The following is a 14451-nucleotide window of genomic DNA, read 5'->3' on the forward strand; positions in this document are numbered from 1 at the left end:
GCGAGTAATCCGGGCGCATGATTATTGCAACTAAAGGTAATCTTTATTTTGACAATTGTCAATGGGGGTGGATGAACCTTGCGGTTTTTTGGACGGGGCCCCGGGGGGCGGGACCAAAACCGTATTTTTCCGGTCGGGTCGAGGGTTTTTACGATGGGACGCTGGGTTTTCGGAATTGGGAAACGAGTTTTGTCTATCTTCGATTTTCAACAAACGGATGACCCATGTTAAAGGTAGGTATCTTAGGCGGAGGCCAGTTAGGAAGGATGTTATTGCAGGCAGCGGCCAACTACCCTGTGGAGACGTTTGTGATGGAGAACGATGAGGAATGCCCGGCGGGACATCTGTGTCACACGTTTGTTAAGGGTGATATCCGCAATTTTGATGACGTCTACCGGTTTGGGAAGGGGTTGGATGCGCTGACGATCGAGATCGAGTCGGTCAATGAGGAGGCGTTGGAGCGATTGGAGGCGGAGGGGGTGAAGGTGTATCCGCGGACTTCGGCGTTGCGGACGATCAAGAATAAGATCACGCAAAAACAGTATTACACGGAGCATAGTATTCCGACGGCGGAGTATATCGTGACGCAAAATCTGGATGGAGTGAGGGGAAGGCAGGATCTGCTTCCGGCGGTGCATAAGATTGGACAGGGAGGGTACGATGGCAAGGGGGTGCAGATGATCCGGACGAAGGAAGACATCGAGAAGGGATTTGATCAGCCGGGGGTGTTGGAGAAGATGATCGTCATCGACAAGGAGATCGCGCAGATCATTGCGATCGGTGAGAAGGGGGAGACGGCGATCTATCCGCCGGTGGATATGGTCTTCGATCAGCGGCTGAACCTGCTGGACTATCAGATCGCGCCGGCGGAGTTGCCGCAGAACCTGATGTGGAAGGTGGAGGCTATTTCGCTGCGGGCGGTCAAGGAGCTGAAGAGTCCGGGGATCTTTGCGGTGGAGTTGCTGGTGACGAAGGGGGGTGAGGTATATGTGAATGAAACGGCGCCGCGGGTTCACAATAGCGGGCATCATACGATCGAGGGGAATTACAGTTCACAGTTTGATATGCTGTGGAGGGTCATCCTGGGTTATCCGCTGGGGAATACCGAGGCGATACTTCCTGCGGCGATCGTCAATCTGATCGGTGCGGCGGGTTGTGAGGGGGAGGTACATTATGAGGGGTTGGAGGAGGTGTTGCAGATGGATAATGTGTTTGTGCATATCTATGGCAAGAAGGAGACGAAGCCGGGGCGGAAGATGGGGCATGTGACGATCATCAGCCGGGAGAAGCAGGACCTTATCTATAAGGCGCATAAGATCAAGAACACGATGAAGGTGATCAATAAGGCGGCGGCGGCGCAGTTGGCGGCGGATGCGGTGACGAGGAGTGAGGAGGAGGCGAGGGATGCGAGGGCGTTGACGTCCGGGGGACGGTAGAGGGGAACGCCAAAAAAAAATATTATGAGCAATCCTTTGATAGGTATTATAATGGGCAGCGACAGCGATCTGCAGGTGATGAAGCCGGCTGGCGACATGCTGGAAGAGTTTGGAATTCCCTTTGAATTGACGGTGGTTTCGGCGCATCGGACGCCGCTGCGGATGGTGCAATATGCCGTCCAGGCTGCGGACCGGGGGCTGAAGGTTATTATTGCCGGGGCCGGCGGGGCTGCGCATTTGCCGGGGATGGTGGCTGCGTTGACGGCGTTGCCGGTGATCGGCGTGCCGGTGAAGTCAGCCAACTCGATCGACGGCTGGGATTCGATCCTTTCGATCCTGCAGATGCCGGGCGGGGTGCCGGTGGCGACGGTTGCATTGAACGGGGGAAAGAATGCGGGGATCCTGGCGGCGGAGATCCTCGGGGCCTTCGATCCGCTCGTCAGTGCGAAGGTAACCGCTTACAAGAAGCTGCTGGAGCAGGAGGTGTTGGCGAAGGTGGATAAGCTGAAGGAATCGGGATGGGGGAATGGGTTTGATGTATAGGCTGCCGCCAATGAGCGATTTTGCACGCGGATGAATTTGAGAATTTTATCACCAGCCGACGCGGCTGTCGAGTAAGAGATACCGGTCGCGGTGTACTTCGGGACGCGCCTTGCTATCGACGTCGATGTGCATGACGGGCGTGCCGGCGTTGTTGGCCGCGGGCCATTCGGGGAGGCCGGGGCCATTGGGGTTGCCGGTTTTTACGAAGTTGGCGAAGAAGCCCTGCATGGTCGCCGAGACCTTGTAGTCGTCGGGGGTCCAGTTATAGACTTTGTTGGTGGGAAGGTTGCCCAGCGCATATTCGATCTCCGCGGAATGCGATGCGGCGGCGCCGGGACGGGCGCGTTCATAGTGATACCGATACACGGGTTTTCCTCCACCGGTTTTTATTTGCAGATCGGTCCACTTCCAGGTGCTGAAGGCGATGAACCGATCGGATGCGAGGTCGTTGCCGACGGCGGGGACATCGCCATCGCCGGCGGGATTATACACTTCGAGGATAGAGTCGGCGGCGGGGCCATACAGTCTTCTGACGCCGCTTTCGAAACCTGCGCGGGTGGGCTGTGCGTCGGCGCCGATAATAGAGCGATAGTTGCCTTCTTCGGCGTTCCATCCGGCCAGGAGCGGAACATGCGCCTGCTCGCCGGCGGAGAAGATGGCATAGGGACTTTTTGGAAAGAAGTAGCCGTCGACGTCGACGGAGAAACGAAAGTTTTTCTCTTTTTTCAGGATATCGAAGATCTGCTCCGGCGTCATGGCGCGGAGGCCGGCGAGGTTGCTGACGCCTGCGCTTTTTGCGAATGCTTCACCGTTCTCTTCGGCCCTGGCGAGGGGAATGGGGGTAAGGGTTCCGAGGAGGGAGCCGCTCTCCCCTATCGCGCCGGCGATGAGCTTGCGGGACAAGGGGGAAGCCATCTGCGCGGAGACGGAAGTGGAGCCGGCGGATTCACCGGCGATGGTGATCTTCTGCGGATCGCCGCCGAAGGCCCTACTATTTTCCTGCACCCATTTTATGGCCGCGGCCTGGTCGAGGAGGCCGTAGTTGCCGGAGGCGTGATGGGGGGATTCTTTTGTCAGTTCGGGATGGCTGAAGAAGCCGAAGATGCCGAGACGATAGTTGACGGTAATGGTGACGATGCCCTTTGTCGCCATGCTTTCGCCGTCATAGCGGTATTCGGAGCCGTCGCCGGCGACATAGCCGCCGCCATAAAAGTATACGAGGACGGGAAGGAGTTGCTTTCCGGTTTCGAGGGGTTGCCAGACGTTGAGATAGAGACAGTCTTCGCTGGTGCCGGAGGCGCGGAATTGCATGTCGCTGTAGATCGGGAGTTGCATGGCTTTTGCGGCGAAGTGGTCGGCTTTACGGACGCCGGTCCAGCTTGCGGCGGGATGGGGTTCGCGCCAGCGGAGGTTGCCGATGGGCGGGGCTGCGAAGGGGATCCCTTTATAGGAGCGGACGCCGCTTGGTTCGGTGAGGCCTTCGAGGATGCCGCCGGAGACTTTTACGCGGGGGGACGGCGCGGTTTGCGACGCGGACGACTGCGTTCCGGAAGACGGCGCGGCAGTTTGCGCGGGAGACGACTGCGCCGGGGGAGTTTGCGCGGCGGAGGGTTGAGCGGGAGACGAAAGATAGGCTGCTGTACACAGCAGGGTGAGGGAAACCAATGCAAGCCGTCTCATGTGCGGGATATTTGGTGTAATCCCAATTTAAGCGTTTTTTTCAGGAATTTAATACAATGGCGAAAATGACTGTTCGCTTTGAACGGCCCTGGCAACGGCATCCAGGTGGTTATAAGCTGCCCGGAACAGGAAGACGGCCATACTGATCCGCTTTACGCCGCATTCCGCCAGGGTCCTGATGGATGCGAGTTTCGGCACGCCGACCACATTTATCGGAAGCGCGACGGCGGAGGTGATCGTTTTGATGACGGCGGGATCCTGAACGGCTGTGACGAAGAGTCCGTCGGCGCCTGCATCCTTATAGAGCGTTGCTCTTTTTAGCGTAGTTTCCAATGGGGAGTCGAGTTTTTGCAGGAAGCCATCTGTTCGGGCGTTGATAAAAAGCTGCTGATTGGTTTTTGTCAGATGCGTCTTGATACTGTTTAGCTTCTTTAGGTATATTTCTTCGCCCTGGGAGTCTTCGATGTTGATGCCCACGACACCGATATCGATCAATTTTTGGATATTGTCATTTAGTTGGGGGAGATCGTTGGAGTAGCCGGTTTCGAGGTCGACGGACAGTGGGATAGTGGTACACGATTTGATTCGCTGGATGATGTAGAGGAGTTGGCTAAACGGTATCTTTTCACCGTCTTCATAGCCGAGTGAATGGGCGATGGCGCCGCTTGAGGTTGCGATGGCGTTATAGCCGTTGGTTTGCATTAGCTGGGCACTTTTGACGTTCCATACATTGGCGATGATGAGGGGGGTGTCCTGGTGGTGGAGGTCGACGAAATTTTTATACTGATCCATATTCGGCTATTTGAATGTAATGTTATGCTATTTATTCGGGGATGGACAGGGCGTTCTGGCGTTGCATAGTCTTGGCGGCGCTGTCGTACCAGTTTTGTTCCATGGAAGCCGACATGGGGTCGGGGAAGATTTCTTCGCGGTTGTTTTCCACCCCTTCGAAGATGTTGTGAGCCACCGATTCGGGTGAGGCCTTGGGTATGGTCAGGCCGCGGCTCATTTCCGTGTCGACGGGGCCGGTCAAAACCGCATGAACGCTGACGTTGCGACCTTTTAGAAAAGCGCGCAAGGATTGGGTCATGGAGAAAGCGGCTGCCTTTGAGATACAGTAAGATGCGATGGGTGGTAGTGGGGCGAGGGCGAGTATGGAGAGGATGTTGACTACGGTTCCGTGGGAGGTTTTCAGCGCAGGGAGGAAGGCATTTGTGATGTTTTGAGTGCCGTACAGGTTGACGGCAAGATGTCGTTCGAGGATCGAGCTGTCGGCCAGATCGTCATAGAATGCTACGCCTGCATTGTTGATGAGGATATCCAGTTGGCCGGCCTTTTCTGCAGCCAGCCGGATCTGGTCGGGGCGGGTGATGTCCAATATCAACGGCACGACGCGCTGATCGGGGTGAGACATCGGAACGCGGGTTCCTGCGTATACACGCTTCGCGCCTCTTCTTAGAGCTTCTTCTACCAATGCCTGGCCGATGCCGCGATTTGCGCCGGTTATTAACAATACCTTTCCTGTGATCTTATTTTTCATTTTCTTTTTTTTTTGAGTTTTATTCGACGATCATCCCGGCCGTCAGGTTGAGTATGGTCCCGGTGATAGCACTGCCTTCATCGGAGGCCACGAATACGGCAGCGTTGGTCAGTTCGTCCAGTGTGGTCAGCCGCCCGCGATGTGTTCTGCCTTCCATGACGGCATTGAATTGCTCATAGGATGTGCCATGTGAACTCCCGTGGATCTCATACACCTCATCGATGAGCGGGGTTTCGGGCACTGCCGTGGTGTGCAGGCAAACCGACCTTACCCCATATCGGCCATATTCCACCGACAGTGAGCGATAAAGCGCCTCCAATGCGGCCCAGGTTGGGCCGATGCCGCCCATGAATGGCTGACTTATCCTGCTTGGGGTGGGGGTTTGCATGATCATTACTCCACTCCCCTGCCCGATCATTCGTTTGGCTGCGGCTTTCGTCGTGATAAAATGAGCCTGGGGATAGATGGTAAATGGCCGCAGGAAACCTTCTAAGGACAGTTGGGTCAATGTGACGCCCTGGACACCTGTTTGGGGAATGCCGATGGCGTTATAAGAAATGTCGATGCGGCCGGCTTTGCCGATGACGTCTTCCATATGTGCTTCCACTGCCTGCTCGTCAAGGGCGTCTAAACGGGCGGTCTCGATGGTTCCGCCACCGGACAATATCTCATCGGCGAGGGTTTTCAATTTTGATGTTGTACGGCCGGTGAAAAATACGTTTGCGCCTTCGCGTGCGAACTTTTTTGCTATGGCGGAGCCGGTGGCGCCGTCTCCGTATATGACGGCTACTTTATTTGCTAATTTTTTCATTCGTGGCTATTTGGACCTCAAAGGTATTGTCTAAATAACACCCTCGAGGGATGTGAAATGGACTTTCTGAGGGGGATTTTTGGACATGGGGAGTTTGCGACGGGGGGTGCGCGGGCGGAGATGGGCTGCGAAGGAGTTTGCGACGGGAAGTTTGCTGCGGGGGGAGACGGGCCGCGGGGGAGTTTGCGGGGGGAGTTTGCTGCGGGGGAGATCAGGCCTTTTTTTCCAGGATGACGACCATTTCGCCGATGCTAAAATAGAAGTTCCGGTTGCGGAGGCCATTGGGTGCGAGGCGATGGGCAAGGGTGACGAGGGGGGTCAGGAGCCAGTGCCGGTAGACGGAGAACTGCGTATAGAGATAGGCGAGATTGAGGGCTTTTTTGGAGCGTTCGAAGTGGGTGAGGCGGAGGCCGGCGCGGTTTGCGAGCCAGGTGAGGCAGCGGCGGTTGAAATAAAAAAGATGCTCGGGTTTGTAATGGGTCCAGCGGTGGCCCATGAGCCATCGTGAGCGGGAGGAGGTGTCGGGGGTCATGATCAGCAGGATGCCGCCGGGGGTGAGCAGGGTTTCGGCGCAGGTGAGGGTGGTGAGCGGGGAGCGGACGTGCTCGAGGAGATCGGACATCGCGATGGCGGAGAAGGATGCGGCGGGAAAGGAAGATTGCTCGAGGGTTCCCTGAAAGATAGCGCCGGCGCCGAATCGCAGGGACGCGCGGGCGGCGGCATAGGCGGAGTATTCGACACCGAAAGGTTGGAAGCCTTCTTCTTCGGCGAGTTCGAGGAAGTAGCCGGTGGCGCAGCCGACGTCGAGGATGCGGGGGCGGGTGGCGGGATCGGGGGACGACTGCCTGGCGGAGGAGGTTGCGGCGGGGGAGTTGGTGGCGGATGCCGCGGCGGGTTGGAGGTGGCGGCGGATGAGGTTGAGGCGGAGGCGGAAGGTGGCTCGTTTCATCGATCTCGTGGCGTCGTTGTCCTGCTGTCCGCTGAGGCCCCAGGCGGCATAGTAGCTTTCGGAATAGATCTGGTTTAGCCGGGTGTCGTCGGGTTGGGGAGAGAGGAACTCGACGGTACAGTCGCGGCAACGGTTAACCACACCGCCTCCGGGGAGGAAGAACCGGGCCTTTGTCCGCTTGCTGCCGCAGAGGGGGCAGTTGGGAAGGGCGTGGGAGATGGCTGATCTTGTCATTGGGCCCCGGAAGTTAATGTGAAAATTTTATCCTAAATTGTCCATTCATTCTTAACCATATTTGATTTTTATGACTCATTTTGCTTGTCCCTCTTTGACCAAGGCGCTTGTCCTGTTGCCGATGAGCCTGCTGGTGGGCACTACCCTGGTGATGGCGCAGACCCAGTACGATTCTACCGACCACCGAGCTACTGAAATTTACAGTCCCGTCCCACCGGTGGTGTCACCGGCTGCGAGTGTCGGCGCCCCGCCTTCCGATGCGGTGATCCTCTTCGATGGTAAGAACGAGAACGCCTGGGAAAGGGTTGCCGACGGCGCCCCGGCAGACTGGGTAGTTTCCGATGGAATTCTTACCGTCAATAAGAAAGCGGGGAATATCCAGACCAAACAAAGTTTTACGAACTACCAGTTGCACCTGGAGTTCCGGATCCCGGCCAGTATAACGGGTGAGGATCAGGCAAGGGGGAACAGCGGGTTGTTCCTTGCGTCGACGGGTAAGGGTGATGATGGATATGAGTTGCAGATACTCGACAACTACAACAACAAGACCTATACTAACGGGCAAGTGGGAAGCGTATACAAGCAAAGTGTGCCGCTGGCCAATCCCAGCCGCAAACCGGGCGAATGGTCCAGTTATGATGTCGTCTGGACGGCGCCGGTATTCAACAGCGATGGAACGCTGGCTTCACCTGCGAAGGTGACGGCCTTTCTGAACGGCGTTCTGGTACAAAACGGATTTGAGCTGAAGGGACAGACGCGGTATATCGGGAAACCGTATTATAAGATGCACGGGCCTTCGCCGATAAAGCTGCAGGCGCATGGGGATAAGAGTGAGCCGATCAGTTTTAGGAATATCTGGGTGCGGCCGCTGGAGGCGTTGAAATAGTTTTTTCGATAGATAAAAAAATCCTCCGCTGACGCGGGGGATTTTTTTATCTCTTTAAGTTGTCGCTAATTTCATTTACGAATTCGACCGTGGCGTTTGTGAGAGAAGCGATCTTCTCGATAGTGAAATCGGTACCTTTTAAGAGATTTTCGACAATGGATTCGGTGGCTTCTTCCCTACCTTCCATTTTCAACCATTCATCGGTATTCATAATGGGCGTTTTATTGGTTTGTTTAGATAACGAATCAAATTTACAATTCATCTCGGCACTGTCAAAAAGGACGTAGTTGCGTAAAAAGTTAAAGACCGCCCTGATCTTCTTTGCCTCAAATCCTTTGGATTGCAACTTTTTGGCCAGCAACAATTTAGTACTCATCAATTCAGTTTCCAACACTTTTCCCTCCATCAACCTGAGTTTTGCGGCGGCGATGATCTGAGCGAAAGGATTGTTACTGGCGGCCAATTCTTCATCCGAATAATCCAGGATAGAAATCGCTGAATATTCATATATCAACCGTGTGTGCCGATATTCATATGAATAGAGCTTGGGCATTTTCTTGCCATCGCGTCCGGTGAAAATAGCTATAGCAGAAACAGGTTTATGGTAGCGATCGCGTATCCGATAGAAGTACGTGAACATCCGCTCGGCAAAGGCTTCTCTTCCGTCGCTATCTCCCTGGACCTCGATGTGTAACAGCACCCACTCTTCCGTTGCATCCCTGTGATATACCTTTACGAGTTTGTCGGCAAAACGGGAATCCTTTTCCTCGTCGGGATGCGGATGCAGTTCCGCCAGTTCTTTATCAAGGAATTCGAAGCCTCGTTCCATATTGTACACTTCGTCGGCGTCGGGGAAGATGAACCTTAACAGATCGGGAAATACATCCTCCATAACTACTTTCCAAAGACTATCGCTTTTCCTCTGCTTCATGCGCCCGGACTTTAGTAACTGATTTACCTGATCCACCGGCCATGAAGAGAGAGAATCTTTGCTACAACCTATTTTAGATTGGTTAAACGGAACAGCGGAGAGAGGGTGTAAAGATACATAAATAAAAAAAATCCCCGCTGACGCGGGGGATCTTTTTTATGCTCTATCGGACCATCAATTCGGCAGTATAGGGTTGGGGTCGGCCGGGGTGGCGGCGGCGGGATGAGTTGGCGATTGAGCTGATCGGGCATGAAGCGGCCGCAGATCTGCGTGTCGGGTCGGTGGGCCCTTACCCTTTTCAAATGCCGCAGGATGTCGCCATCGTTCATGCCGGTGAAGTCGACGACTGTTTTCTGACAGGCCATGCAATGGCGGCCTTTTTCAGCGGGCTGCATATTCTCCCAGTTCTCGTGGCAAGGCTTCCGGCCCGCCCTGTTATTCGGAACGAAGGCTGCGGACGGGGTTGGCGTTGGCGGCGCGGATGGTGTGGAAGCTGACGGTCAGGAAGGCGATGAGAACGGCGAGGGCGCCGGAGAGGGCGAACATCCACCATTGGATCGGGGTTCGGTAGGCGAAGCCCTGGAGCCATTTATGCATCGCCCACCAGGAGACGGGAACGGAGATGAGCAGGGCGAGGGCGACGAGTTTGAGGAAGTCGGCGCTGAGAAGACGGACGACGCTGGTGACGGTGGCGCCGAGGACCTTGCGAACGCCGATCTCCTTGCTGCGCTGTTCGGCGCTGAAGGCGGCCAGACCGAAGAGGCCGAGGGAGGAGATGAGGATCGCCAGCGAGGTGAAGACATTTATAATATTGGCCAGGGTGATCTCGGCCTCGTATTGTTTCTGGACCGTATCGTCGAGGAAAGTATATTCGAAGGGGGCGTCGCCCATGGTATTATGCCAGATGGCGGCTACTTGGGTCAACAGCGACCGGTAGTCGGAGGTGTTGCAGCTGGCCGTGACGGTGCAATTGCCGGAAAAGCCGGGGTTGTAGATGAGCAAAAACGGGCTAACGGCATCGTGCAGGGAACTGAAGTTGAAATCCTTTACTACGCCGACGATCTCAAAAGTTGTGGCCGTATCATAACTGGAATGGAGTCTCATGCCGGGGGCCTTCGCCGGATCGATGCCGAGGCGCGAGGCGAGGGTGGCATTGATGAGGATGCGACCGGAATCGTTGTCGCGGAAGTCGCGGCCGGCGAGCAGCTGGATACCCGTGGTGCGAAGGAAATATTTGTCGGTGACATAATTCTGGGCGATCTGTTCATCCGCCCTGGTCTTGCCGTAGAGGTAGACGGCCTGGTCCTGGATGGGACGTTTGCCGAGTTCGCTCGCGGTGCGGGAAACATCCTTTATACCGGAAAGGCCGCGGAGGCCATTGGAGAAGGCATTCAGGTCGGCACCCATCGCATAGGAGTTGAAGACGAGCATCTGCTTCGTGTTGTAGCCGAGGTCCCTATTCTTTATATAATTGAGCTGGCTGTAGATGATGACGATGCCGGTGATCAGAATGATGGAGAGCGAGAATTGGAAGACGACCAGCGCGCGGCGGATGCCGCTGGCCGAGACGCGATTGGTGAAATTCCCCTTGATGACCTTCACGGTGTTGAAGGCCGAAAGATAGAACGCGGGATAGCCGCCGGACAGGAGCCCAGTGCCGATGACGAGAGCGGCGAGCAGCAGGAGGATACGGCCGTCCTTTATTGCGGATGCGGTGATGTCGGCATGAGTGACGCTATTGAGATATGGCAGGCAGCCGATCAGCAACGGCAAGGCCAGTGCGATACCGATGAGGGAGAGCAGGAAGGACTCACCCAGAAACTGGCGGATGAGATTGCCCCGCGCCGCGCCGATGACCTTGCGAACGCCGACCTCCTTTGCCCGCTTGGAGGCGCGGGCAGTCGACAGGTTCATGAAGTTGATACAGGCGATAACCTGGATAAGAACGGCGATGAGCAAGAGCAGACCGAGAAAGGCGGGGCTCACCGGCGCCTTTAGTTCGTGGTCAAAGCCGGCTGTCGTGTGAATTTTGGCGATGGGCTGGAGGCCGAGCTGCTTTTCGATCCCGAGATTCTTCAGGTCCTGGCCACCGTGACGGGTGAGGAAGGCGGGTAGTTTGGCGGCCAGTGCTTTGGCGTCCGCGCCGGGCCGAAGTTTTACATAGCTCCAAATCAAATTACCACCGGCCCAGTTGGTCATCCGGTGCAGGATGATGTCCCCGACGAGGCCGGTGTTCATCGTGATGAAGGCGTTTGCCTGCAAATGCGATCTGCCGAGACTTTCATCGACGACGCCGGTGACCTTTAGCATTTCGTCGCCGGCCTTGTTGCTGATGCGGATGGTCTTGCCGAGGGGATCTTCGCTGCCGAATAATTTGACCGCGGTGGTTTTATTAAGCACGATGGTACGCGGTTGGCTCAGGGCCGTGGCGGGATCGCCCTGCAGGAAATGGCAGGTAAAGATGTCGAAGAAGTTGGAGTCGACGAAGAGGGTTTCCTTTTCGAAGAAGGACCGCTTTTTGTAGATGAGCAGATGCTGCTCCGCGCCGAAGATGGAGGCATCGAAGGCCCGGGTGACCTGCAGCACTTCGGGGAAGTCCTTTTTCATTGCCGGGGCGATGGGTGGGGAGGACCAGGAGGTGTGCAGGCGAGAGCCCGCGATTTTCATATCGGTGGTGATGCGGTAGATATCGGCGGCGCCGGCTTCGTGTTTGTCGTAGCTGTACTGCTGTTGGATATAGAGCAGGATATACAGACAGCAGAGCGTGCCGAGCGAGAGACCGATGATATTGATAAAGGTGAAGGTCTTGTTGTTCCGCAGGAAGCGGAGGGCGGTTTTTAGATAATTTTTTATCATAAGACAGTTTTTATTCGGAACGAAGGCTTTTTACGGGGTTGGCGAAGGCGGACCGGATGGACTGATAGCTTACCGTCAGCAGCACGATGAGGGCCGTGGCGGCGATGGAGAGCAGGAAGATACCCGGGCCGATGGGGATACGGTATTTGAAATCCTGGAGGTAGCGGTGCATCGTCCAGCCGGCAAGGGGTGCGGCGATGATAAAGGCGATGACCACCAGCCGGGTGAACTCGCGGCCGAAGAGCCAGAGGATACCCGGGATACCGGCGCCGAGCACCTTCCGCACGCCGATCTCTTTTGTCTTGCGGACGGCCATGAACGAGGTGAGGCCATAGAGACCGAGACAGCCGATGAAGACGGCGATGACGGCGAAGGCTTCGATGACACGGAGCAGTGAGGTATCGGTCTGATAGAATCTGGCGATTCTTTCGTCGAGAAAACTATGGGAATAGAGGTAATCGGGAAAGGTCCCGGTCCAGACCTTTTCGATAGCAGCGAGGTCTGCATGGATATGCGCAGGGTTTATCTTCACCGCGCAGGTAGTGTACCGGCTTGGTTTTGCGAAGATGGCAATGGGGCTGATCGTCTCGTGAAGGGAATTGTTGTGGAAATCCCTGACTACCCCGATTACCGGACCGGTGATGCCGGCGACCGTTAGTTGATGTCCTACGGTCTCGGCGGGAAACCGTAGGCCGAGACGGCGAACCATCGTCTCATTTACGACGAACGCCCCCAGGGAATCGCTTGCGAAAAAGTTGCGGCCGGTGACGAGTCTCAGACCAAAGGTGCTGAGATATTTGTCGTCGCCGATCTTGGTATTGACCTCCCAGTGTTCGTCGTTGGGGCGATTGTCGAAGTGGACATTTGTGGAGTTATTGGCAATGGATGCCGGCGGACTCTGGCAGAAGGACAGGTTCCCAACGCCGGGTATCTCGCGGAGGCGGGCAGTTAAGGTGCTGAGTTTGCCAGTGGTATTTTGCGGGAGGGGAAGCAGGATAATGGCGTCCTTTTCAAATCCGAGGTCGGTGTTGCGGACAAAATTCAGTTGGCTGGCTACGACGATGGCGCCGATGATCAGCATCTGGGAAATCGCGAACTGGCTGACGACGAGGATGCGACGCAGGGAGAAGCCGCCCACCTGTTTTTGGGATATCCGGCTTTTAAGCGCCTCAACGGGCCGGAAACGTGACAGAACAAGACCGGGCCAGGAGCCAGACAAGAGGATCACGAGGACCAGTAGCCCGATACTGAAGCCGATGGCTGCGGGGTCGGTGAGGAACTGGAGGCCGATCTTCGTTTGGAACAGGTTGTTCATCGCGGGCAGGAACATGGTGGCGAGGATATACCCGACGATGATCGCAAAGAGAGCGATGAGGGCCGTCTCGGTGATGAATTGCCAGAAGAGTTGTCGGCTCAGGCCGCCGAGGACCTTGCGGATGCCTACTTCCGTGCCGCGGTTGAGCGCCTGAGCGGTGGCGAGATTGATGAAGTTGACACAGGCCGTGATGATGATGAACAGGCCGATGAAGGACAGGGCCCAGAGGTATTTCCTGTCCGCTGAACCGTCGAAACCGCCATTGAAGTGGATATCGGCAAGAGGCTGGAGGCGGAAGACGACGGTCTGGGCATCCCTACCCTTCTGGTATTTCTTGCTGATGATGGACAGTCCCTTGTTGATTTGGGCGGGTGTTACGCCGGATCTTAATTTGACGAAGGTCATGGCCTGACTGTAGACGCTGCCCCAATTGCTGTCACCGGCCATGCGGGGGTCGCGGTCTACCCGGTTGTCGTAGGAGAGATAGAGTTCCTGGCGTCTATCCGTATTGATGGGAATATCCCGCAGGATGCCGACGACCTGGAAGTCGGACTTGTTGTTTACCCGGATGGTCTTGCTCATGGCAGTGGCGGCGCTGCCGAAATATTTCTTTGCGAGTTTTTCAGTGAGCAGCGCCTGGTTAGGGGCGTGGAGGGCGGTGGATTTGTCGCCAAGCAGCAGCGGGAATTGGAAGATGTCGAAGAAGGAAGGTTCGACAAAAGCGTAGCCTTCCTGGAATTTTGTTGCTGCGGCTTTACCCTGCAGGGTGATCAGCCCGTCGTAATCGATAATGCGCGCTGTCTGCTCCAGGCCCACGAGATCTTTGCGGACCGCTCTGCCAAGGGGTGTGGGCGTCCCTTGCGACGAATCGGCAATCTCATCGTGCCATTCGGTGACGATGCGACTGATCCGGTCCTTATCAGGATGGAAGGTGTCGAAACTGAGTTGGAAGTGGACCAGGGCGAAAATGAGCAGGCTGCAGGCGATGCCGAGGGAAAGACCGAGGATATTGATGCCGGCGTACACCTTATTCTTCCGGACGTTGCGCCAGGCGATGGTGAAGAAGTTTTTGAGCATGCGGGTTGGTTGTATGGGGTGTTGCACTAAAGATGATACCAATTATTTATCAAATTGGCGCTCAGCATCTTGCACTACCAGAGCTTTCGTAGGTTGTACGGTTGCGACCAGGGGGTGTATCGGAAACGGACAATGCGGGGTGAGGAGCTGCGGATAAGCGGTTGGTTTTTAGCCGCCTACCAATTAGGCATCG

11 protein-coding genes are annotated in these 14451 nt (G+C 55.9%); 3 read left to right on the forward strand and 8 right to left on the reverse strand.

Translation table 11 applies throughout. The features are described 5' to 3' along the window. Positions 1 to 224: 224 nt before the first annotated feature. Entirely contained in the window at positions 225 to 1436 is a 1212-nt protein-coding gene (locus VGM48_RS14420) for a 5-(carboxyamino)imidazole ribonucleotide synthase (RefSeq protein WP_331580264.1), read from the forward strand. A 24-nt stretch (positions 1437 to 1460) separates the two neighbouring features. Then, positions 1461 to 1979 (forward strand): 5-(carboxyamino)imidazole ribonucleotide mutase, encoded by a 519-nt coding sequence (purE, locus tag VGM48_RS14425; RefSeq protein WP_331580266.1) that lies wholly within the window; start codon positions 1461 to 1463, stop codon positions 1977 to 1979. A 48-nt stretch (positions 1980 to 2027) separates the two neighbouring features. Here the strand turns inward: purE and VGM48_RS14430 are convergent, their stop codons facing one another. The 5 genes from VGM48_RS14430 to VGM48_RS14450 form a co-directional block, all read right to left on the reverse strand. Continuing rightward, complete coding sequence (locus VGM48_RS14430; protein ID WP_331580268.1) at positions 2028 to 3659, reverse strand: carboxylesterase/lipase family protein; 1632 nt, start codon at positions 3657 to 3659, stop codon at positions 2028 to 2030. Between the two features lie 48 nt (positions 3660 to 3707). After that, on the reverse strand, positions 3708 to 4451 hold the full coding sequence (locus tag VGM48_RS14435) for an isocitrate lyase/phosphoenolpyruvate mutase family protein (protein ID WP_331580270.1): 744 nt from the start codon (positions 4449 to 4451) through the stop codon (positions 3708 to 3710). Positions 4452 to 4482: 31 nt separating this feature from the next. After that, positions 4483 to 5199 (reverse strand): SDR family NAD(P)-dependent oxidoreductase, encoded by a 717-nt coding sequence (locus VGM48_RS14440; RefSeq protein ID WP_331580272.1) that lies wholly within the window; start codon positions 5197 to 5199, stop codon positions 4483 to 4485. Positions 5200 to 5218: 19 nt separating this feature from the next. Further along, positions 5219 to 6010, reverse strand: a complete 792-nt coding sequence (locus VGM48_RS14445) for an SDR family oxidoreductase (protein ID WP_331580274.1) — start codon at positions 6008 to 6010, stop codon at positions 5219 to 5221. A 211-nt stretch (positions 6011 to 6221) separates the two neighbouring features. Continuing rightward, complete coding sequence (locus tag VGM48_RS14450) at positions 6222 to 7193, reverse strand: class I SAM-dependent methyltransferase (protein ID WP_331580276.1); 972 nt, start codon at positions 7191 to 7193, stop codon at positions 6222 to 6224. 70 nt (positions 7194 to 7263) lie between these two features. Here VGM48_RS14450 and VGM48_RS14455 point away from each other — a divergent pair, with 70 nt between their 5' ends. After that, positions 7264 to 8079 (forward strand): DUF1080 domain-containing protein, encoded by an 816-nt coding sequence (locus VGM48_RS14455; RefSeq protein ID WP_331580278.1) that lies wholly within the window; start codon positions 7264 to 7266, stop codon positions 8077 to 8079. A 46-nt stretch (positions 8080 to 8125) separates the two neighbouring features. Here VGM48_RS14455 and VGM48_RS14460 read toward each other — a convergent pair whose 3' ends face one another. From VGM48_RS14460 to VGM48_RS14470, 3 genes are all read right to left on the reverse strand, one after another. After that, positions 8126 to 9010, reverse strand: coding sequence for a hypothetical protein (locus VGM48_RS14460; protein ID WP_331580280.1), 885 nt, complete (start codon positions 9008 to 9010; stop codon positions 8126 to 8128). 435 nt (positions 9011 to 9445) lie between these two features. Further along, positions 9446 to 11866: an ABC transporter permease gene (locus VGM48_RS14465; RefSeq protein WP_331580282.1), complete on the reverse strand. Its 2421-nt coding sequence runs from the start codon at positions 11864 to 11866 to the stop codon at positions 9446 to 9448. A gap of 10 nt (positions 11867 to 11876) precedes the next feature. Further along, on the reverse strand, positions 11877 to 14258 hold the full coding sequence (locus VGM48_RS14470; RefSeq protein ID WP_331580284.1) for an ABC transporter permease: 2382 nt from the start codon (positions 14256 to 14258) through the stop codon (positions 11877 to 11879). Positions 14259 to 14451 lie beyond the last annotated feature (193 nt).

The organism is Puia sp. (genome assembly GCF_036500295.1).
Lineage (GTDB): Bacteria > Bacteroidota > Bacteroidia > Chitinophagales > Chitinophagaceae > Puia.

What these genes read in the sequence shown, in the direction of transcription:
- purE (WP_331580266.1), top strand. Translation starts at nt 1,461, where the DNA reads ATGAGCAATCCTTTGATAGGTATTATAATGGGCAGCGACAGCGATCTG.
- VGM48_RS14470 (WP_331580284.1), bottom strand. Translation starts at nt 14,258, where the DNA reads ATGCTCAAAAACTTCTTCACCATCGCCTGGCGCAACGTCCGGAAGAAT.
- VGM48_RS14435 (WP_331580270.1), bottom strand. Translation starts at nt 4,451, where the DNA reads ATGGATCAGTATAAAAATTTCGTCGACCTCCACCACCAGGACACCCCC.
- VGM48_RS14445 (WP_331580274.1), bottom strand. Translation starts at nt 6,010, where the DNA reads ATGAAAAAATTAGCAAATAAAGTAGCCGTCATATACGGAGACGGCGCC.
- VGM48_RS14465 (WP_331580282.1), bottom strand. Translation starts at nt 11,866, where the DNA reads ATGATAAAAAATTATCTAAAAACCGCCCTCCGCTTCCTGCGGAACAAC.
- VGM48_RS14460 (WP_331580280.1), bottom strand. Translation starts at nt 9,010, where the DNA reads ATGAAGCAGAGGAAAAGCGATAGTCTTTGGAAAGTAGTTATGGAGGAT.
- VGM48_RS14450 (WP_331580276.1), bottom strand. Translation starts at nt 7,193, where the DNA reads ATGACAAGATCAGCCATCTCCCACGCCCTTCCCAACTGCCCCCTCTGC.
- VGM48_RS14430 (WP_331580268.1), bottom strand. Translation starts at nt 3,659, where the DNA reads ATGAGACGGCTTGCATTGGTTTCCCTCACCCTGCTGTGTACAGCAGCC.
- VGM48_RS14455 (WP_331580278.1), top strand. Translation starts at nt 7,264, where the DNA reads ATGACTCATTTTGCTTGTCCCTCTTTGACCAAGGCGCTTGTCCTGTTG.
- VGM48_RS14440 (WP_331580272.1), bottom strand. Translation starts at nt 5,199, where the DNA reads ATGAAAAATAAGATCACAGGAAAGGTATTGTTAATAACCGGCGCAAAT.
- VGM48_RS14420 (WP_331580264.1), top strand. Translation starts at nt 225, where the DNA reads ATGTTAAAGGTAGGTATCTTAGGCGGAGGCCAGTTAGGAAGGATGTTA.